Here is an 18,227-nt window from a genome sequence, read left to right as displayed (position 1 = left end):
GCATTACAATATATTTTCTAGACAATGCTATACCCTCCCTGGCGCGCATACGTGCCGGTCATCATTTCTTTCACGAGCGAGGTGAATTTCCGGTAATCAAGCGGCTTGATCATGCAGATTGAATTTTCAAACCCCTCCAGTGCAGACAGAAGCTCCTTGCTGATATGGTCAGTCAGGACAATGACCGGGGAGCTGAGACGGCACAGGTCATCAAAAAAGCGCGAACCGTAGGGATAACTCGTTATCACCAGGCCAACGCCTTCATTGCATACCGCTTGCGTTTCCGGACTTTCGTTAAGGATGGTTTCCGCACGATATCCCTCCGCCTCGAGAATTGCGGAGCAGACCCGTGAGAAACCGGCTTCGTCAATAATTAGAATCGTTTCGCGTTCCATGCCGTATACTTCAGCAAAATGGATACCCGTTAACGGCAATGTTAAAAAAATAACCCTTAATAAAAGCACAACAATCTTTATCATGGCGTATTCACTATAGTTTTTATTTACTCGCCATAACCTTACGTAATACCGGACAGTTAATAGCAATACATTAAATTACCCAAGTTGTTACCAACGGAAACACTAACTTTCTTTCGTGAGAAAAAAACAAAAAAAAGTGTGTCCAAAAGACACACTTGTAATGTGAACCAAATAATTTCAATCAGTTAACCAGCAATCAATAGTGACCCCTTTAGATACACTCCCAGGAAACAGCACCATGACCAACATCGTCATTCCATTTCCGAGAGCCTTTTGTAGAGAGCTTTTCGGGATATGCCCAGCAGCTTGGCAGCTTGTGACTTGTTTCCGGAACTCTCCTCAAGTGCCGTCACTATCGCCTCTTCCTCAACCTCTCGCAACGTCCGAACCTGTGGCCGGGGCTCCTCAGCGACAGCGCAGTGCTTCAGATCATCAGGAAGTTCCTTGACCGTTATCCGGTCCTTTTTTGCCAGGACGACGGCGCGCTCGATAACGTTGCCCAATTGACGTATGTTTCCGGGCCAATTGTAACTGAGGAAGGCTTTCATGACTTCGTCATCGATTTTGAGGGCTTTCCCTTCGCGGGCACCGTACTCCCTGACAAGTTCAGCCACAAGAAGGGGGACGTCTTCACGGCGATCCCGGAGGGGAGGGACCTGGATCTGAACCACATTTAGCCGGTAATAAAGATCTTCGCGAAACGCCCCCGCGGCTATTTCGGCCGGAATATTCCTGTTGGTGGATGAAATGAGGCGGAAGTTGACCTTTATCTTCTTGTTGCTGCCGATCCGTTCAATTTCTTTCTCCTGGAGGACCCTCAGAAGCTTTGCCTGAAGCGGTATCTCCAGTTCTCCGATCTCGTCGAGGAATATGGTTCCCTCCGCCGCCTCTTCAAAGCGCCCGATGCGACGGGAAAATGCCCCGCTGAAAGCTCCCTTTTCGTAGCCGAACAGTTCGGATTCTATCAACTCACGGGGCATGGCCGCACAGTTAACCGCCACGAACGGCTTGTCACGCCGCACGCTCCCATAGTGCAGCGACCGGGCGATAAGCTCCTTGCCGGTACCAGTCTCGCCACAGATGAGCACGCTGCTCATGGAGTCCTTGACCGCCTCTATTGTTTCGAAGATATGGACCATGGCCGGGGTCGCGCCCACAATGCGTACCATGGTTCCGCCGGGAATCCTTCTGCGCAATGCCTCGATTTCGCGCTTGAGTCCACGCTGCTCCACCGCGCGTGCCAGGATTCCTTTAAGTTTCAGATAATCGGGGGGTTTGATGAAGTAGTAGAACGCGCCGCGGGTGATGGCATGGACTGCCGAATCCACGGAGCCGTATGCGGTAAGAAAAATGACCGGGATGTCAGGGTAACGCTCCGCCATGAACTCCATGAGCTGCATGCCGTCTTTAGCCGGCATTTTCATGTCGGTGATTACCGTATCTATATCCTCTTTGCCAAGCGTGTGTTCAGCTTCTGCGACATCTACGGCCTTGAATACCGTGTATCCTTCCTCCCGCAGTATTGCGGCGAGAACCTTCAGCGCATTCGGCTCATCGTCAACAATGAGCACCTTGCCGTGCATATTACCCTGCATATTGCTCCCCCTGGGAACTTTCCGCGGGGAGACAGAGCCGCACCGTTGCGCCGCATCCTTTGGAGCTCAATATTTCAAGGCTTCCCCCGTGATGCTGGACAATCTCACGGGCAATGAAAAGGCCGAATCCCCGTCCCTTATCCCGAACAGTACCGCCGGAAGGACAAAATATCGTTCGAACCTCGCTTTCGGGAACCCCCGGGCCTGAGTCACAGATGTCTATAGTAACGCATTTCTTTGATGACGATATTGCCGTGCGGGTTCTGAAGGTGATAGTGCCCCCATGGGCCATCGCTTCCATGGCATTATTAACGATGTTCAGGATCGCACTTTCCAGATGAAAAGCGTCGATGTCCAGAAAGGGAATATCCGCATAATCGCTGACAAATGTTATTTTGCGTTCCTGGGCCTGGAGTGAGGTGATTTTCATCACCTTTTCGAGCAGCAGATGGATGTCGCTCGGGGATTTTTCCATCTCCAGCAGCGAAGTGCTGAGGAAACGGGTTATGAACGCGTCGAGCTTGGCAATCTCTTCATCGATGATGTCTGCAAACTCCACAAATGTTCCATCCGAAGCATAACGGTGCTTCAGATAAACAACCGCCCCCTTGATGGCGTTCAGAGGGTTGCGGACACCATGGGCCAGGGTCGCCGATACCTTGCCGATGTCAATAAGGGAACGAAGATGATCACTCTCCCTCATTGACAGGCAACGCTTGGAGGCAACCATGGCAACTTCTGCGCCGCTGATGGCTGAATCGTTGTCATGAATGGGAGAAATTGTTGCATCTACCATCAATTCATCACAGATGCACGAGATGCGAACCCCCTTGACGACTATTGTCCTCCCCTCTTCCAGAGCCTGCTGCACTGCATCGCATGATCCACAATAAATCTTGGGGAAAAAATAGAAATAGGGTAATCCGACAGCCTGTCGTGCCTCGTCGCCGAAATGATGCTCCAGCTCGCTGTCGATGAAGGTAATCTCAAGATTTTTATCTACACGAAATAAACAAGATCTTATCACATTCAGTACTCCGGAAATTCAGCCGTCAATCTTTGAAATGATGATAAAGACAGGGATTCTTTTCCTTAAGGTAATCCATTATCTGCACCAGATCGAGGAGATAAGGCGCCCTCAATCCGTGGTAATTGACCTCCGGCCCGATCTGCCGTGGAATTATCGATATTTTCTTGAGCAAAAGATATAGCCCGCGAGCCATCACTGCATACCAGTGCGTTATCCCCTTTTCCAGGCTTTCCTTGTAGAGGCAGCGGTACAGTCCCAATACGATCGCATTTTCGTTTTTTCTGCGCTCCTTGACGGATATCGGAATGTTCTCCTCTTCCAGCTCCCGGATTCCGTCGTCGTATAGCGCCTTGTCGGGTCCCCGCCTGCGAAGCTCCTTGCTGATTGCCAAACGGGAAATCTCCCCTACAATTGAATCCTTGAAGGCAGATGTATCAATATCAAGGGCGCAATGTTTCAACATTGGCAGTCCCAGGTCGGATGACTGGATCAGGCGAACAGTCCCTATCAGGCTACCGTCATCCTCACGAAAAGCCGCGAAATGAACCGAATGGTTGTCATATTCATCGGTCTCGATGCCATGGGGGTGATCTTCCGGTTCTTCAAAGCCCCATTCATCGCAATATACCTTGTAGCGGAGGCGATAAATGTCTTCCATGATATTTGCATCATTGTCAGCTTTTCTGAACTCGAACATTTCCCCCCCGGAAAACGTAAAACCATATTTTAGCTTTGATTTTGTTTACATTTTTTAACAATATGAAGTATCGTCCGCCTCAAGGCAACAACTATTTCGACTGCTTCAACCGATAACTCCGGAGCCTTAATGAATTCTTCGATTTTTCACAGGGTTCTCCCCTTCGCCCTTTTTATGGCCTGCATCGGTGCTGAAGAAGCGCTTCGATTTTTCTCGCGCCAGGGATTTATCCATATCACGCCGGAAACGTTTCTTTATACCTATCCGATAAGGGTCATTCTCGCAGGCATGGCTCTCTTTTTTGCCCGCTCTAAGTATTGCGAAATAAAACTCTGGGATCTCGCATCTCCCATTAAAAGCGTAGTCAGCATCGCCCTCGGGGTTGCCGTATTTATCCTCTGGATCAATATGGACTGGATACTCCAAAACCACGGAGCGCCCCAGGGATTCAATCCAACGCTCATCCCCGACGCCGCTGCCCGCAACCTCATGACGGCATTCAGGCTGGCTGGCGCCGCCATAGTCGTGCCCATCATGGAAGAGCTCTTCTGGCGGTCATTCCTGATTCGCTATATCATCCATAAAGATTTCGAATCCGTCCCTGTCGGACTCTTCACGTGGCCATCATTTCTCATATCTGCCGTACTCTTCGGCCTGGAACACCATTATGTCCTTGCCGGCATTATGGCAGGCATCGCATACAACGTTCTGCTCTATTATACCAAGAGCATTGCACACTGCATTCTTTCGCACTCGATAACGAATCTTCTTCTCGGAATATATGTCCTGCAAACGGGAAAATGGCATTTCTGGTGAAATCTGCTCCCTGCTCAGAAAATTATTGTCAGGTCAACGCATTCACCATGAAAAAAATGTCACATTAATAATCTTGATTTACAGATAATTGGGTGATAATCTTGCGTTGTTTTTGCACAACTGAATATGTTCAAGGTAGACGATAATACTAAACCACTCGCGAGAGTGGGGCGGAAAGCCTACAGGGTCTCACAGAGACAGCCGGGTCGCCGAAATATCTAAGGACTAGATATCGGTCCCGGCTTTTCTTTTTTCCATGGCAGAACAACAGAAACTCCTGCAATAACGTATTATCCGGCACTCCAGCGCATCACTCAAGGAGGAGGCATGATGTCCATAGAAGCCAATACCAGGATCAAATCTTCAGCGGAAAACTCTTTTAACCTCAAAGAAGCCTACGATCATTGGTTTGATGTAATCCCCGCCAATACACCCGGCCTTGTGGAAAGGGCCAACCGCCTGAGATACCAGGTATATTGCGTTGAGAACAATTATGAGGATCCGTCTGCCCACCCGTACGGCATCGAGCGGGACGAGTATGACAGACGCTCCGTCCACAGACTGCTGGCCGACAGAACATCCGGCTCAATTGCCGGCACAGTGAGGCTAATACTTCCCGCCCATAAACCTGAAGAAAGCTTCCCCATCCAGGGGATCTGCAAAAGTCCGCGCCTCTCTGATCCCAAGATGTTTTATCCGGGGAGGGCCGCCGAAATATCCAGATTCTGCATATCCAAGGAATTCAGACAGACGCTGCTCCCCGAAGAATCGGCATGCGAAACCACGCCATGGTCCGATACCGGCAAGCAGGATCTTATTCCCTACATCACTCTCGGGCTTATGAAGGGCATTGTACAGATGAGCGCCGAGCATGGCGTAACCGACTTGTTTGCCGTAATGGAACCTTCTCTGCTGCGCCTTCTCACCCGCTTCGGCATTTTTTTCAAACCGATCGGCCCCATCGTCCAATACCACGGCATGCGGCAGCCCTGCTATGAAAACGTGGAAAAACTGCTAGGGAAGATATGGAACATCCGCAAGGATGTCTGGGAGGTGATTACTGAGGAAGGAACCTTGCTTGATCAATTAAAAAACAAGCACAACGCTGCGGCATCCTGTAAATTCACCCAAATGAAAAGATGCGCGGTTCCCATGCATGCCTGCTGATTTGCCGCAGGGCCCGAACGGGATCGCCGTTTATTCACAACTCGAACCGTTAGTGAACATCTATCTTGCTAATCCCGTCCGGACGCCAGCTGGGCGGAATTACACGACTCCCTGCCTTTTCCTTGCCAGGCACCAGTGTACCAAACGTAACCGACATGACACCGAACCGGGCATTGACTTCGTCCATTGCTTTTAGTGCCTCAGTTTTCTTCCTTTCCTCCTCGAATAGCGGCAACTGTTCAGACTGGTGCCGGAGGCTCGACAGACCGATGCCGAGCAGCCTGACCGGTTGCTCCAGTTCCACCGTCTCCAGAATCGAAACCGCCGTCTTGTAGATCTCATCGGTACGGTTCACATAAGAGAGCAGAGTAGTCTGTTTTCCCCAGGAGGAAAAGAAGTCCGCATACCGGACGTAGAGGTGAATTGTCCTTCCAGTCACCCCATAGCGCCTGGCCCTGCTGCCCACCATCTCCGACAACTGCAATAGAAAACGCCTGATCTCCCCGGGGTCCGAGATATCCTGATCCAGCGTCCTTGAATGACTCACGCTCTTCACATCATCTTCTTCACCATACGGGACAACGGGGCTATTATCCACGCCCTGCCCCATCTCTTTCAAACGCTTCCCTACGATGCCGAACTTCCCGGTCAGGCGGGCTTCATCAAACCGCCCCAACTCCCCGCAAGTGTAAATGTTCATCATATTCAGGTGCTGCTGCATCTTTTTGCCGATGCCGCACAGCTCCTGAACCGGCATGTTTTCCAGAACCCGCGGCACATCCTCCGGCCGCAAAATGGTGAGTCCGTCAGGCTTCTCCATGTCACTGGCCAGCTTGGCCAGGAGCTTGTTGGGAGCAATGCCGATGGAGCAAGTGATGTTGAACTCATGCCTGATACGGGATTTGATCTTGCGAGCGATATCTGCTGCCGACCCGAAGATCGAGAGGGAGCGGGTAACATCCAGCCAGGATTCGTCGATGCTGAATGCCTCCACCTCGGGGGTATAATCGCGAAAGATCCTGTTGATCTCGGTGGAAATGTACTGGTACTTCTTGTTATCACCCACCACGATAAGCAGTTCCGGACAGGCTCTCTTAGCCTCCCACACCGCCATACCGGTCTTAACCCCCTTGGCCCTGGCCTCGTAGGAGCTGGTAGTTATCACCGTTCTGCCGGAACCGCCGACAACAGCAATTGGCTTGCCCTGCAATGCCGGGTTGGCCGCCTGCTCGACCGAGGCAAAAAAGGCATTCTGATCAACATGCATTATGGTGCTGTTCATGGTTTCCAGTCACTGCTGCAGCAGGGCTCATTCCAGAATCCGGAATATCCCGACCACCTTCCCGACAATGATGACCTCCCCCTCCCCCTCACGGATGATGATTGGCTCCATGTTGGGGTTGCGGGGCTGGAGACGGATCTGTCCCCCCTCACGGTAGAACGCTTTTAGAGTGGCCTCGCCATCAACCATGGCAACTACGATATCCTTGTTTTCTGCTGTGGGCTGGGGGCGGATTAGGGCGAGATCTCCATCGAGGATAGCGGCATTCACCATGGAATCCCCCTTTACCCGCAGGAAGAACCTCCCCCCCTTGAGCTGGGCCTGATCAATGGCAAGATACCCCTCGATGTCCTCAATGGCAGGCTGGAGCATTCCGGCCCGCACCACCCCCACCACCGGGAGCGACGCCGGCCGGGCCCCTTGGCCGACCAGGGAAATGCCGCGCGAGTTGCCGGGATCTCTATGGATATACCCCTTTTTCTCAAGGGCACCGAGGTGTTTCATCACCCCTAGAGTGCCGTTTATCCGCAGATGCGCGGCAATGTCCCTCATGGTGGGGGGATAACCATGCTGAGCAAGGTAGTTTTCGAGAAATAGAAAGACTTCTTTCTGGCGCGGGGTAAGCTCTTCCATGGGATGCTCCTCAACAGGTTCGCAATTGACAACCTATCACCAAAGGAACACCTTGTCAAGGAAGTGGGACAACCGGACCCCCAACGGCATCCTGCTTCACCATACATGTCATTACCACTGGACCGCGCGGCATCTGGACATGTAGCGGGTTATTTCCCTACTTGAATATTTCTATCGGAGCCCTGCTGTCAAAACCGTTCGATCCGTCTTTCCAAATTTTCAGGGTTCCTTTTACCTGTACCTTTGTTCCGGCTATGGCGAGACTTTGAAGGCGATTCTCAACATTCTTGATATTCTCGGAAAAAACATACCCCAGAGCGAATTTTTTATTATTTCCGGCGGTCAAATAGTAATTCCCCCCCCGCATACGGGGCAAATCCTATGACTCCGGTTCCATTAAATGGAATTCTTTTCTTAACATCCTGCTCGCACTTCATATCGTACTCGGAAAGTGGCGCTGTTTCCGCCTGAATAATCATGAAGGGTTTTGACACTCTTTGCTCATTTTTGGGGTTAGTAGTAGCGAAAGACATTACGGAACAGCAGAAAATGATGATGACTGCCAAAATAATATTCTTCTTCATTTTTTAACTCCTCCATTCTTCGTTGCCTTGTCAACAGGTAACAACAGTCGGCCCTGGCTGTTGAATCCGGCTAAAAAAGCATGCTCACGACAAACCCGGAAGAGCTGTCTCAATCACTGCAATACCTGCAATTGCACAAAACACCGAACATTAGTCACAGCAAACTAATCCAGCCTAATACATTTATCGGACAACACATATTAAACTTTAATAATTTTTAACAACTAATCTCATCAACTACAGAAAGAGCCCCGAAAGAGTAGGCGTGACTTAAAAATCACAGATGTTGCTCAAGAAGTAATTTAAACAAAAAGGGCCTACAGCACTAAGCTGTAAGCCCTTTATTTTATTGGCGTCCCCGAGACGATTCGAACGTCCGACCCCTTCCTTAGGAGTAATATACTTTGCCTATTTCAAGCTATTCCATATTAATTCGCCTTGTGTAACCTTCCCGCCTATAACACCTTGACTTATCAATTTATTACCGATATTCTCTATTTCAAATTGTATCATTTTATTTCGATTACAGCCGACAGTTAAGAGGTTACACGAGGGGTTACACGGGAATGTGTAACCTCCCCGAGGGGGTATCATGAAGTTTACCGACAAGGGAATATTGAACCTGAAGGCGAAGGACAAAATGTATCAGCTCAGGGAGGATAAAGGCTTCGGCATCCGTATCCTTCCCTCAGGTCATAAGATATGGATCTTCGTCTACACCTTCGACGGGAAACGCCGCCAGATGAATCTGGGGAGTTATCCAGCAAAAAGCTTAGTCGATGCACGCGCAGCCCACGCCGCAGCATACGCCATGCTTAACGATCCCACCAATCCCCGCGACCCGCAATCAGAGAGGGACCAGAAGCACGAGGGGGAACGACAGGCCCGGGACGAACACCGGAAGGCCCCCACCATAGAAAAGCTCGTGAGCGAGTACATTGAGCGCCATGCAAAGAAGTTCAAGCGGTCATGGCAGGAGGATGAACGGTTGCTCAACCGTGAAGTAATACCATCGTGGGGGCAACTGAAGGCCGCAGACATCACCAAGCGAGACGTTACCCTCTTGCTGGAAAGTATCGTCGATCGTGGCTCCCCCGCCATGTCAAACCAGGTGCTCAAGATCGTACGCAAGATGTTCAACTTTGCCATCGAGCGCGACATTCTCCAAAACACTCCTTGCCTTGGCGTCAAGGCCCTTGCACCGAATAACAGCCGGGAGCGCACCTTGACCGAATCCGAGATCAAGACTCTTTGGTCCTCTCTCGATTCCCCAAAGGTGGCCATGTCCAACGAACTCCGTCGCGCCCTAAAGCTGATTCTCGTCACGGCCCAGCGGCCCGGTGAAGTGGCGGGGATACATACCAGTGAGATTGACGGGAATTGGTGGACCATCCCGAGCGAGAGGGCGAAGAACGGGAAAGCCCATCGGGTATACCTTACCGACCTTGCACTTGAACTCATTGGAGAGCAGACCGTTTTTGATATGGAAACCGGAGAGACGGTGCCGAAGGGATTTATCTTCCCCTCCCCTCGTGTCGAGATCGACCCTGTAACCGAAAAGCCAATCGGCAAACCGATAGACGCCCACGCCCTCCCCGTTGCGGTCCGCAGAAACCTTGCATGGCCGATGACCGACAAGAACGGAAAACCGCTCTATGACAAGGACGGCAAACCGGCCACCGAGAACAAACTCAGTATTTCTCAGTTCACCCCGCATGACCTGAGACGAACGGCTGCAACCTTCATGGCCCAAATGGGATACATGGACGAAGTGATAGACGCGGTATTGAACCACGCCAAGCAAGGGGTAATTCGAGTTTACAACCTTCACAAGTATGACCTGGAAAAACAGCAAGCCCTTGAAGCTTGGGAGCGGAAGCTGAAGAACATCGTCTCGGGCGAGAATAGCAGTAATGTGGTGAGCATCCTGCCCCGCAAGAAGACTGCATAAACGGATTGCTAGATATACGCTAATAGGGTATAGTTAATCATGCTTTTTGTCGAAACATCTCTGTTCACAAAGCTACTGCCTGATTACCTATCAGATGACGAGTATCGGGAGTTTCAGGCATTCATGGCCGAGAATCCGGATACAGGAGATGTAATCAGGGGCTCCGGCGGAATCCGCAAGGTTCGATGGACGGCCAAGGGCAAAGGCAAGCGCGGCGGTGTGAGGATCATCTACTACTGGCAACGGGCGGATAGTCATATCTACCTGATAACCGTCTACGCCAAGAACGAAATGGCGAACCTTCCCCCCGCAGAGATTGCAGCACTCAAGAGCATGGTGGAGGCATGGAACAAATGAAAAAGCGCAACCTCTTTGAAGAACTGACGCAGGGTATCGAGGAAATCAACCAATTCAGGGAGGGCAAGATCACCCTGAAAACCTACCGTGTGGAAAAAACGCCGAAAGTCGAGGTAACGCCGGAACTCATCAAGGAGACGCGGGAACGTCTGAACCTCTCTCGTGCCGTGTTCGCCCATGAGCTTCATGTCTCTCCCCGAACCCTTGAAAAGTGGGAACAGGGCCGCGCCAAGCCGAACGACCAGGCTGCAACCCTGATCCTACTGGTTCGGAAGTATCCGGACACCTTGGACCGACTGAAGAAGCTGGCGGCATAGTTCACTCTTTCGTGGGGATAGTCCGGCCAGACGACAAGCCGCCTTTCCTGGGGCGGTTTCCCCGCGATTATCTACCAGGGCGCTACAGGAGGCGCAAAGAAGATGGATACTCAAGATATTGAACTTTGGATAACCTATGCGCATGGCTGTTTCCTCGGGAGAGAACCCGCAACCGATGCAGACTACGAGCAAGCTGAAAACGGGAACTTCCTTGCCCTGATACAAGTGTTTCATGAATGCACTAGACTTGGGTTGTGCCCGCCGGCATGGGTCATGAACGGACTGCAAGACGCGTTTCACAAGTATCTGGAGCACAATACAGCCGCAACCGACGTCAAGGACTACATGACGCTTGATAAAGTGTGCGGACTGTCGAGAAATGTGTTTCGTGCCATGGAAACCGAAACACAGCGCAAGGAGTTAGCTAAGCGGTTCTACCTCTTGAGGTGGGCTTTTGGTCTAGAAAACAAAGAGATTGTCAAAGCTTTGAGTAAATGGGGGTTCTCATTTAATGTCACGGGTAAAGAGGCCGACAACCCTGAACGCGTTTACGAACGGAGCGAGTATGCGCAGTATTATGAAACATTTGAGAAGGTTGTTGAGGCTCGCGGCTACAGCCGGGAGGAAACAGCCAAGAACTTGCTTGAAACGATGTCGGCGCCAGCAAGGATTTACATAGAAGGGAAACTCAGACGCCGCAAGAAGTAACATACCAAACCACCGATTTACCAGAAGGCCGCTCCGAAACGAGCGGCTTTTTTTGTGCTCGATGTTGGGTACATTGTTTTTGCCAAAAACCAAGTACCGTAAATAGCTGTTTTTGCTGGCAAAAATCTCGACAAGTGGTAGTCGTTGGGATAGTCTGGGCTCAAATACTACTGGTTGAGCAGGAGGGAAGTATGCAAGCAGGCAAACGGCGACTCATGATCACGACCGAGGACCGAAACCTGGATATACGTGAGGTTTGCGCAATTCGTGGTCGATCGCGTTCGTCGACCTTGCGCGATGTCGAAGCCGGTCGCATTCCCGCACCGTTCAGGATTGGCGGGAAATGTTACTGGCGGAGATCCTGGATACTGGACGCGAATGACCGAGCGGCCAGCGAAGGGAGAGCGCAATAATGCAGGCGCAAAAAGCCGGCCGAGTTGATATCAACCTTAAACCCGAATACTTGCGCGGCCGCGTCGTGGCACTCGCTGAGCGATTGCAGGGCGCTGAGGGTGATGAGGCACTACAGATCGTCGACGAGCTTCTTGGCGCAGCGCATCAACTCATCGAAATCTCCGCCGGAGGGGCGCAATGACCAACGCGCCCGTTGCCGGTGGCTACATCCTTTTGGCCCGCAGACTCTTTGAGTCAGAGATGATGGACAAACCGCCTCTGTACTTCAAGTTGTGGGGATGGATGCTGGCACGGGCAATGTGGAAGGACGGCGGCAAGTTGAAGCGTGGCCAGCTTGTTACGTCAATTTCTGAGATGCAACAAGCTATGAGTTACCGGGTTGGTTGGCGTCGTGTGGTGCCCACAAAGGACGAGATACGAAGCGCGTACGAAGCCTTTACGAAGGCCACAATGATAACCACCAGGAAGACCACACGGGGAATGGTGGTAACGGTTCTGAATTACGGACTTTATCAGGACCCGGAGAGCTACGAAGCCCACACGCGAACCGCGCAACTATGCGAAAATTCCGAAGACACATATGAAACCCTCAAGAAGCCCACAAGGAAGGCCACAAGGAAGCCCACACACTCGAACACCATAACGGCTTGTAATGATGACGATTTTGACAATGTAAGAACACAGGAAGCCCACAAGGAAGCCCACGACGAAGCCCCACGGAAGCCCACAGACACACCACACGATAGAGAAGAATTTAAGAAGAAAAGAAATAAATTTTCTATTCCCTCACTAGACGAGGTACGGGCCTACTGCCTGGAGCGAGGCAACGACGTTGACCCAGAGAAGTGGATGAACCACTACGAGGCCAAGGGCTGGTTGATCGGCAAAACACCGATGCGGGATTGGCGGGCGGCGGTGCGCACTTGGGAAAAGTCATCCTCCCCCAAGGGCGGAGCGGCAGTAGTTGACCTGGGGTATATGCGATGAGCACCGACCTTCTCAAGAGAGCATCTACATTCACGGGCGAGGTATTGAATCGCTTCTATCCGGCTCCGGGTGAACAGGTGGGCGATACCTTCAGCCTTGGAAAACTCCGGCACATACTCTTTGCACCTGGAGAACTCTCAGTCTGGACCGGACTGAACGGTCACGGGAAAAGCCTTCTCCTGAATCAGCTTGCCATCGACGTTGCCAAAGAAGGGCAGCAGGTAGCGATTGCCAGCTTCGAGATGAGCGCCAAACGGACCTTGTACCGGATGGTGCGGCAGGCAGTGGGAGCGGACCAGCCGGCGGACTGGCTCATTACGCAGTGCCTTCAATGGCTCGACGACCTTATGTGGATCTATGACCACACCGGCACCGTCAACACCAATGATCTTCTTAAGACCTTTCACAAGGCCGCGACGGAGCGGGGAGTTGCTCACTTCGTCATTGACTCGCTCATGAAATGCGGGATTGCCGAGGACGATTACAACGCCCAAAAGGCACTCGTCGACCGCCTCCAGAATTTTGCACAGACCGACGGCATACACGTTCACCTTGTGGCACACAGCCGGAAAAAGAACAACGAAGACGACGCCCCCGGGAAAATGGATGTGAAAGGTTCAGGGGCCATTACGGACCTTGCTGACAACGTGTTCTCCGTCTGGAGGAACAAGGGCAAGGAGGCCAAGGTGCAGCAGTTGGCCGACACCAAACAGACGATACCGGATGAACTCAGGAACAAGCCAGATGCAATTTTGGATTGCTCCAAGCACCGGGAGCTTGGCGGCGATGCAGAGGGACGGTATGGGCTCTTCTATCATCGGGCGTCGATGCAGTTCATCGAAAGGCCGGGAGACTTGCCCTTCTTCTACTTCGAGGCATGATCGTGACCTTTGAGCAGATCAGAACCGCAGCCGAGGAAATGAACGTCAACCTGCAACATGCCGTATGGTGCCGTCTCCGCTATCTCCGGCAAAGGATTCAGCAGGAAGTTGAAGAACTGGACTTCTGGGCCGAAAGTGAGTGTCCGACCGCTCCGGTTTTCTTCAATCGTCACATGGACACCATCACCAAACTGGCAAGGGAAGCACGGGCGCTTTCCCTGGCGGCAAAGGAACCGCGAAAGAAACGGAAGGATGATCATATCACTGTTGAGCAGATAGAAGCCGCACGAAACGCCGACATTCGCGCCCTGATCGGCTTTGACCGCCAAGGGAAGGCAACAGCGCCATGTCACGAAGACAATCGGCCCAGCCTCGTGTTTCTCAGCCGGGTGGGTAAAGCATGGTGCCCTGTGTGTGACCGAAAGTTCAACGCGGTTGACTGGCTCATGGAGACCGAGGGCTTGACGTTCCCCGAGGCCGTGAGGCGGTTGGCGGCATAGAAAGGACAGAACTATGAAACCAGCGACATTCATCGAAACAGACAATCCTTTTGAAGTAGCCTGGCTGGCGGCGCGGGGCTTCAGCTACGAAATGGAAAAAATCGGACTCCGATTCACCTTCATGTTCCCGGCTTCCCCCGAACTGGAGCAGGCCCGCAAAGAATTTGAAGAGGACGAACCGTTTCAACGCTATGTCCGTTGCCGCAAGGAACTTGGCCGAAAGATGTGGAGGAAAGGGAGGGAGAGAAACAATGAGTAAAAAAAGAGAGAAGACCGTGAGTAACAGGCCCTTGGAAACCGATTACCTGAAAATCGTCGCCGAAACCGTCAATCCCGAAACATGGAAGCTGATTGTCGACGCCGCAGTACAGCAGGCAATAGACGGCGACCACGAGGCCCGGGAGTGGCTGTCAACCCACCTGCTCAAGGGTGCCCCGGCACTCTCCGGGATCCCCGCCGCGGAGAGCGGCCGGGAACTCACAGAAATGCTGTTCGGTAAAGCCTGAAAGGAGGAGAAAACCATGGAGACAGATACCGAATGCCCCTTTTGCGGGAGTGAGACAATAACCATCATTGAGGACGGCCGGGAGTTTTGCTGCATGTGTGGCGATTGCTATGCCCAAGGGCCGACCGCAAGCACCAAGGCCGGAGCGGCAGAAGCCTGGAACGAGCGAGCTTGACCAGACGGGAGCAGGCAAGTGACTGACGAGCAAATCCAAGAGAACAACGAAATCCTAGCCGCTTTCCTTGACGCGGTACTGGAAGGCGGGCCGGTTCCCCACGACATAGCGGCGGCAGCATGGGGTGTCTGGGCGTCCCGAAGTTACGAGGATACTCCGCAGCATGGACCAGACCATTGTCGACCTCGAAACCGCGCTCTATTTCGAGAGACTGCCGGGCGGCGGTTCGGCCTGATCTAATCAGGGAAAGAACAGAGATGGCACAATTCGCAAAAGGAAAATCTGGCAATCCGGGCGGCCGGCCGAAAGGACTGAAAGACAAGAGGACCGAACTCCGTTCTCTGTTTCAGCCGCATGCCACCAAGCTCATTGAACAAGTTGTGAGCTTGGCGCTTAAAGGCGACACAACCGCGCTTCGACTTTGCCTCGACCGGATATGTCCACCACTCAAGCCGCAGGCTGAACCCGTCACAACCCATGCGGCCGGTACGCTGACAGAGAGGGCCGAGCAGATATTCGTAGCGGCTACGACCGGAGAGCTTACCCCCGACGCTGCGCACGACCTCATGATGCTGATTCAGATGCAGGCCAAGGTGGAAGAGGTAGAAACGATGAAAGCAGAGATCGCCGAAATCAAAGCCATGCTTCAGGCCGCAGGCCACGGGGAGAAGAGGTGAAGTCATGCAGATCACAGCAGAACTCAAAAAGATCAAGGGGAATGCCGAGGTTGAGCGAATTAAGCGGATGGAGCAGAGCATTGAGAAGATATTAAATTACGATGGGCGGTGGGCCGTCTGTCATCCAATGGAAGGCCTTCTGAGATTGACGCAGCTTACTAACGCTGAGTCCGATTACCTTGGAAGGAAAATGGGATGGGATATCCCATATTACGGCGGAGTCGACTGGGACAAGGTCCCTACGAATTTCTTAGCGGTATGCGCTGCCTCCCCCGATGGTATGGATTGGCTACGGTTGCTCTATCCAGCGCCGGCGCAAGAAGCGTCTGACCGCACAGAGAGTACAGCGACGGACAGAATTGGAGGACACGACAGATGAGTACACTTGGTGTAGACGTCAAAGTCAATTACCGGCAGCTCAAAGAAGCCAGCAAAGCCGTTACGAACCTCAAGAAGGAACTACGCGACGTTTCCGGTACTCCGCACAAAATCAACATCCACGAGCCGAAGGCGGGCATTCCTGACACCTTGTTTCCGCAGCGGGCGGCATCGGCAGCCGTGATCGAGCGGCAAAACCAGCTACTCAAACAGTCGCTCAGGGACACAGTAAATGAGGTCAGGCGCTCTACGTGGCGGGACCGGTACCGCATTGCCCCCCCGGCTGGAAGTGGCGGAGCAGGCGACGGTAACGGCGGGCTCATTCCTGGAAGCGTCGGTGTAGGAGGCGGAAGTTTGCTGGGCCGGTTTGGGAAAGCTGGTCTTGCACTGGGGTTTGCCGGTGGCGCCGTCTCCTTCCTGGCGAACTCACGCCGGCAGTTCCAAGAGCTGGTAGACATCGAGGCCGTTCTTGCCACCCGCGGCGCCGGGTACGACCGGGGGGGCTCCCCCTATGGATACGGACCGGCCGCAGAGGCAGAGATGGCAATGGCCCTCAACCGCTCTTCTGGCTACCTCGGCAATGGCGCTGCCCGGAGTGTCCAGCGGTTCGCCCGGGCAACCGGCACCGACGCCACCGTTGGCATCGGTTTCATGGGTGAGATGTACCGGATGACCGGAGCCGGCGCCGACAAGCAAGGCCGGTTGATGGACGTCCTTGTCTCCCTCAAGGAGAGCAGCAAGGACAAGCGCACCGAGGAGATCCTAAAGCTCATCAACACCAACCTCGTGACCCTGTTCCGCGCCCAAGGCAACAAGGCCTTGAGTGATTCCCAGATCGCCGGAGTCATGTCAACCACCATGGGCATGTACAACAAGGGCGGCACCATGGGGAACAGCCCCGAGATGTTCAACACTATGCAGGGCGCCTTGAGGTTCGGCGGCGGTGACACCGTGGGCGACCTCTTGAGATGGAAGGTTATGGGAGGCAACGACGGACCCATGACCGCCGACAAGCTCCTTGAGATGCAACGGCGGCAGCAGATGGGCCTCCTTGATCCGGCCATGAGGACCGAAGCGAACAAGATCATCAGCAGCGCCAGGAGCCGGGCAGAGAAAAACATCCTCATCCAACGGTTACTCCCCGGCAGCATCAACAATCCGGCCAACCAACAGATAGCCGACGCGTACATTGACCTGTTCGGCCCCGGTGGCAAGCTCACCGGCAAGAACGACCCCAAGCAGCAAAGCAAGGTCCTTCGTGACTACATTTCAGGGAAGCGTTTGAACCCGGCAATCCAGCTCGAAGCCGAAAAGCTCCTTGGTGTCTATTCTCAAACGGCAGGGGCGAGGATAAGTCAGCGTCATGCTACCCGAGAAAACGCCAGGGCGGCCACGGGTGAGAACCTGGAGGACATCTTTGGAACTTGGGAGGACGTCACAACGAATACAGCTGCCGACGTTCTTAACAGCGGCCTATTGAAGGATGCAGCCAAGTTCCTCAACAAGAACGGCGCTGACTTCGTGGCCGGTGTCCGCGGCAATCGGATGGACCCGGTCTTCATCCAGATGGGGAAAAAGTACAACATTGACCCCAGCCTCCTGAAGGGGATTGCCGAGACGGAAAGCCAGTTCAAGTATGACGCCCGTTCGCCGAAGGGGGCACTCGGCATCATGCAGCTTATGCCAGGGACCACAAAGGACATGGGCGTCAAGGACCCGTTCAACCCGGTTCAGAGCATCGAGGGCGGTGCAAAATATCTCCGGTCGCTTCTCAATCGCTACCACGGCGACACGGACAAGGCCCTTGCGGCCTACAACTGGGGGCCGGGAAATGTTGACCGAAGTGGCGTCATGTCGCTCCCTGCCGAGACGAGAACCTACCTCAGCAAAGTCCATGCGGCTCAGATTCGGTATGGAAGCACAGAGGCGAATCTTGACCCCACCGCGCCTTCAGGCGGCCCCGGCATTTCGGATACCAGCTTTCTCGGCTGGGCCGGTCTTTTCAAGCGTGCTGTCGATTGTCTTGAACAGCTTGTCACCAACACCACCCCCGGAATGCCGCAGCCAACACCGCTCTCCGGATCCGTGAAATAG

Annotated in this window: 24 protein-coding genes and 1 riboswitch; of the genes, 16 read left to right on the top strand and 8 right to left on the bottom strand. The window is 53.0% G+C overall.

The window, feature by feature from the left end; translation table 11 throughout:
• Positions 1-17: 17 nt before the first annotated feature.
• From JZM60_RS12810 to JZM60_RS12795, 4 genes are all read right to left on the bottom strand, one after another.
• A complete protein-coding gene (locus JZM60_RS12810) occupies positions 18-479 on the bottom strand; it encodes a DNA-binding transcriptional response regulator (protein ID WP_241426254.1) in 462 nt (153 codons plus the stop codon).
• A gap of 251 nt (positions 480-730) precedes the next feature.
• Positions 731-2,074: a sigma-54-dependent transcriptional regulator gene (locus JZM60_RS12805; protein ID WP_207162828.1), complete on the bottom strand. Its 1,344-nt coding sequence runs from the start codon at positions 2,072-2,074 to the stop codon at positions 731-733.
• Positions 2,064-3,101 (bottom strand): two-component system sensor histidine kinase NtrB, encoded by a 1,038-nt coding sequence (locus tag JZM60_RS12800; RefSeq protein WP_241426253.1) that lies wholly within the window; start codon positions 3,099-3,101, stop codon positions 2,064-2,066. Before JZM60_RS12800 ends, JZM60_RS12805 begins: the two co-directional genes overlap by 11 nt.
• Positions 3,102-3,126: 25 nt before the next feature.
• Entirely contained in the window at positions 3,127-3,762 is a 636-nt protein-coding gene (locus JZM60_RS12795) for a PEP-CTERM/exosortase system-associated acyltransferase (protein WP_241426252.1), read from the bottom strand.
• Positions 3,763-3,930: 168 nt separating this feature from the next.
• Between JZM60_RS12795 and JZM60_RS12790 the strand changes: the two genes are divergently transcribed.
• On the top strand, positions 3,931-4,617 hold the full coding sequence (locus JZM60_RS12790) for a CAAX prenyl protease-related protein (protein WP_207162826.1): 687 nt from the start codon (positions 3,931-3,933) through the stop codon (positions 4,615-4,617).
• A 137-nt stretch (positions 4,618-4,754) separates the two neighbouring features.
• A riboswitch (cyclic di-GMP riboswitch) is annotated at positions 4,755-4,831 on the top strand.
• 113 nt (positions 4,832-4,944) lie between these two features.
• Positions 4,945-5,784, top strand: a complete 840-nt coding sequence (locus tag JZM60_RS12785) for a PEP-CTERM/exosortase system-associated acyltransferase (RefSeq protein ID WP_207162825.1) — start codon at positions 4,945-4,947, stop codon at positions 5,782-5,784.
• A gap of 49 nt (positions 5,785-5,833) precedes the next feature.
• Here JZM60_RS12785 and dinB read toward each other — a convergent pair whose 3' ends face one another.
• The 3 genes from dinB to JZM60_RS12770 all read right to left on the bottom strand — a co-directional run bounded on the left by dinB (position 5,834) and on the right by JZM60_RS12770 (position 8,283).
• On the bottom strand, positions 5,834-7,066 hold the full coding sequence (dinB, locus tag JZM60_RS12780; RefSeq protein WP_207162824.1) for a DNA polymerase IV: 1,233 nt from the start codon (positions 7,064-7,066) through the stop codon (positions 5,834-5,836).
• A 27-nt stretch (positions 7,067-7,093) separates the two neighbouring features.
• Positions 7,094-7,699 carry a transcriptional repressor LexA gene (gene lexA, locus JZM60_RS12775; RefSeq protein WP_207162823.1) on the bottom strand — a complete coding sequence of 202 codons (606 nt, stop codon included), beginning with the start codon at positions 7,697-7,699 and terminating at the stop codon, positions 7,094-7,096.
• Positions 7,700-8,028: 329 nt separating this feature from the next.
• Positions 8,029-8,283, bottom strand: coding sequence for a hypothetical protein (locus JZM60_RS12770; RefSeq protein WP_207162822.1), 255 nt, complete (start codon positions 8,281-8,283; stop codon positions 8,029-8,031).
• A gap of 592 nt (positions 8,284-8,875) precedes the next feature.
• Here JZM60_RS12770 and JZM60_RS12765 point away from each other — a divergent pair.
• The 11 genes from JZM60_RS12765 (at position 8,876) to JZM60_RS12715 (ending at position 15,078) form a co-directional block, all read left to right on the top strand.
• The gene (locus tag JZM60_RS12765; protein ID WP_207162821.1) at positions 8,876-10,234 is read left to right on the top strand and encodes a tyrosine-type recombinase/integrase; all 1,359 of its coding nucleotides are present in this window, start codon (positions 8,876-8,878) and stop codon (positions 10,232-10,234) included.
• A 39-nt stretch (positions 10,235-10,273) separates the two neighbouring features.
• A complete protein-coding gene (locus JZM60_RS12760; RefSeq protein WP_207162820.1) occupies positions 10,274-10,591 on the top strand; it encodes a type II toxin-antitoxin system RelE/ParE family toxin in 318 nt (105 codons plus the stop codon).
• Positions 10,588-10,908 carry a helix-turn-helix domain-containing protein gene (locus JZM60_RS12755; protein WP_207162819.1) on the top strand — a complete coding sequence of 107 codons (321 nt, stop codon included), beginning with the start codon at positions 10,588-10,590 and terminating at the stop codon, positions 10,906-10,908. Before JZM60_RS12760 ends, JZM60_RS12755 begins: the two co-directional genes overlap by 4 nt.
• Positions 10,909-11,010: 102 nt before the next feature.
• On the top strand, positions 11,011-11,616 hold the full coding sequence (locus tag JZM60_RS12750) for a hypothetical protein (RefSeq protein ID WP_207162818.1): 606 nt from the start codon (positions 11,011-11,013) through the stop codon (positions 11,614-11,616).
• A 412-nt stretch (positions 11,617-12,028) separates the two neighbouring features.
• A complete protein-coding gene (locus JZM60_RS12745) occupies positions 12,029-12,211 on the top strand; it encodes a hypothetical protein (protein WP_207162817.1) in 183 nt (60 codons plus the stop codon).
• Positions 12,208-13,017: a hypothetical protein gene (locus tag JZM60_RS12740; protein ID WP_207162816.1), complete on the top strand. Its 810-nt coding sequence runs from the start codon at positions 12,208-12,210 to the stop codon at positions 13,015-13,017. The genes JZM60_RS12745 and JZM60_RS12740 overlap by 4 nt, the downstream gene beginning before the upstream one ends.
• A complete protein-coding gene (locus tag JZM60_RS12735) occupies positions 13,014-13,898 on the top strand; it encodes an AAA family ATPase (protein ID WP_207162815.1) in 885 nt (294 codons plus the stop codon). The genes JZM60_RS12740 and JZM60_RS12735 overlap by 4 nt, the downstream gene beginning before the upstream one ends.
• Positions 13,895-14,398, top strand: coding sequence for a hypothetical protein (locus tag JZM60_RS12730; protein WP_207162814.1), 504 nt, complete (start codon positions 13,895-13,897; stop codon positions 14,396-14,398). The genes JZM60_RS12735 and JZM60_RS12730 overlap by 4 nt, the downstream gene beginning before the upstream one ends.
• A gap of 13 nt (positions 14,399-14,411) precedes the next feature.
• Positions 14,412-14,657, top strand: coding sequence for a hypothetical protein (locus JZM60_RS12725; protein WP_207162813.1), 246 nt, complete (start codon positions 14,412-14,414; stop codon positions 14,655-14,657).
• Positions 14,650-14,904, top strand: a complete 255-nt coding sequence (locus JZM60_RS12720) for a hypothetical protein (protein ID WP_207162812.1) — start codon at positions 14,650-14,652, stop codon at positions 14,902-14,904. The genes JZM60_RS12725 and JZM60_RS12720 overlap by 8 nt, the downstream gene beginning before the upstream one ends.
• Positions 14,905-14,919: 15 nt before the next feature.
• The gene (locus tag JZM60_RS12715) at positions 14,920-15,078 is read left to right on the top strand and encodes a Lar family restriction alleviation protein (RefSeq protein WP_207162811.1); all 159 of its coding nucleotides are present in this window, start codon (positions 14,920-14,922) and stop codon (positions 15,076-15,078) included.
• 54 nt (positions 15,079-15,132) lie between these two features.
• On the opposite strand, the gene JZM60_RS16870 is transcribed toward JZM60_RS12715, so the two are convergent.
• Positions 15,133-15,255, bottom strand: a complete 123-nt coding sequence (locus JZM60_RS16870; RefSeq protein WP_277603695.1) for a hypothetical protein — start codon at positions 15,253-15,255, stop codon at positions 15,133-15,135.
• A gap of 80 nt (positions 15,256-15,335) precedes the next feature.
• On the opposite strand from JZM60_RS16870, the gene JZM60_RS12710 reads away from it, so the two are divergent.
• From JZM60_RS12710 to JZM60_RS12700, 3 genes are read left to right on the top strand one after another with little or no spacing between them, the layout of a single operon-like run.
• On the top strand, positions 15,336-15,755 hold the full coding sequence (locus JZM60_RS12710) for a DUF5681 domain-containing protein (RefSeq protein WP_207162071.1): 420 nt from the start codon (positions 15,336-15,338) through the stop codon (positions 15,753-15,755).
• A gap of 4 nt (positions 15,756-15,759) precedes the next feature.
• A complete protein-coding gene (locus JZM60_RS12705; RefSeq protein ID WP_207162810.1) occupies positions 15,760-16,134 on the top strand; it encodes a hypothetical protein in 375 nt (124 codons plus the stop codon).
• Positions 16,131-18,227 (top strand): lytic transglycosylase domain-containing protein, encoded by a 2,097-nt coding sequence (locus tag JZM60_RS12700; RefSeq protein ID WP_207162809.1) that lies wholly within the window; start codon positions 16,131-16,133, stop codon positions 18,225-18,227. The genes JZM60_RS12705 and JZM60_RS12700 overlap by 4 nt, the downstream gene beginning before the upstream one ends.

Origin of the sequence: Geobacter benzoatilyticus, from assembly GCF_017338855.1 — a bacterium.
Lineage (GTDB): Bacteria > Desulfobacterota > Desulfuromonadia > Geobacterales > Geobacteraceae > Geobacter > Geobacter benzoatilyticus.
This window is presented reverse-complemented; position numbering and strand designations above follow the sequence as displayed.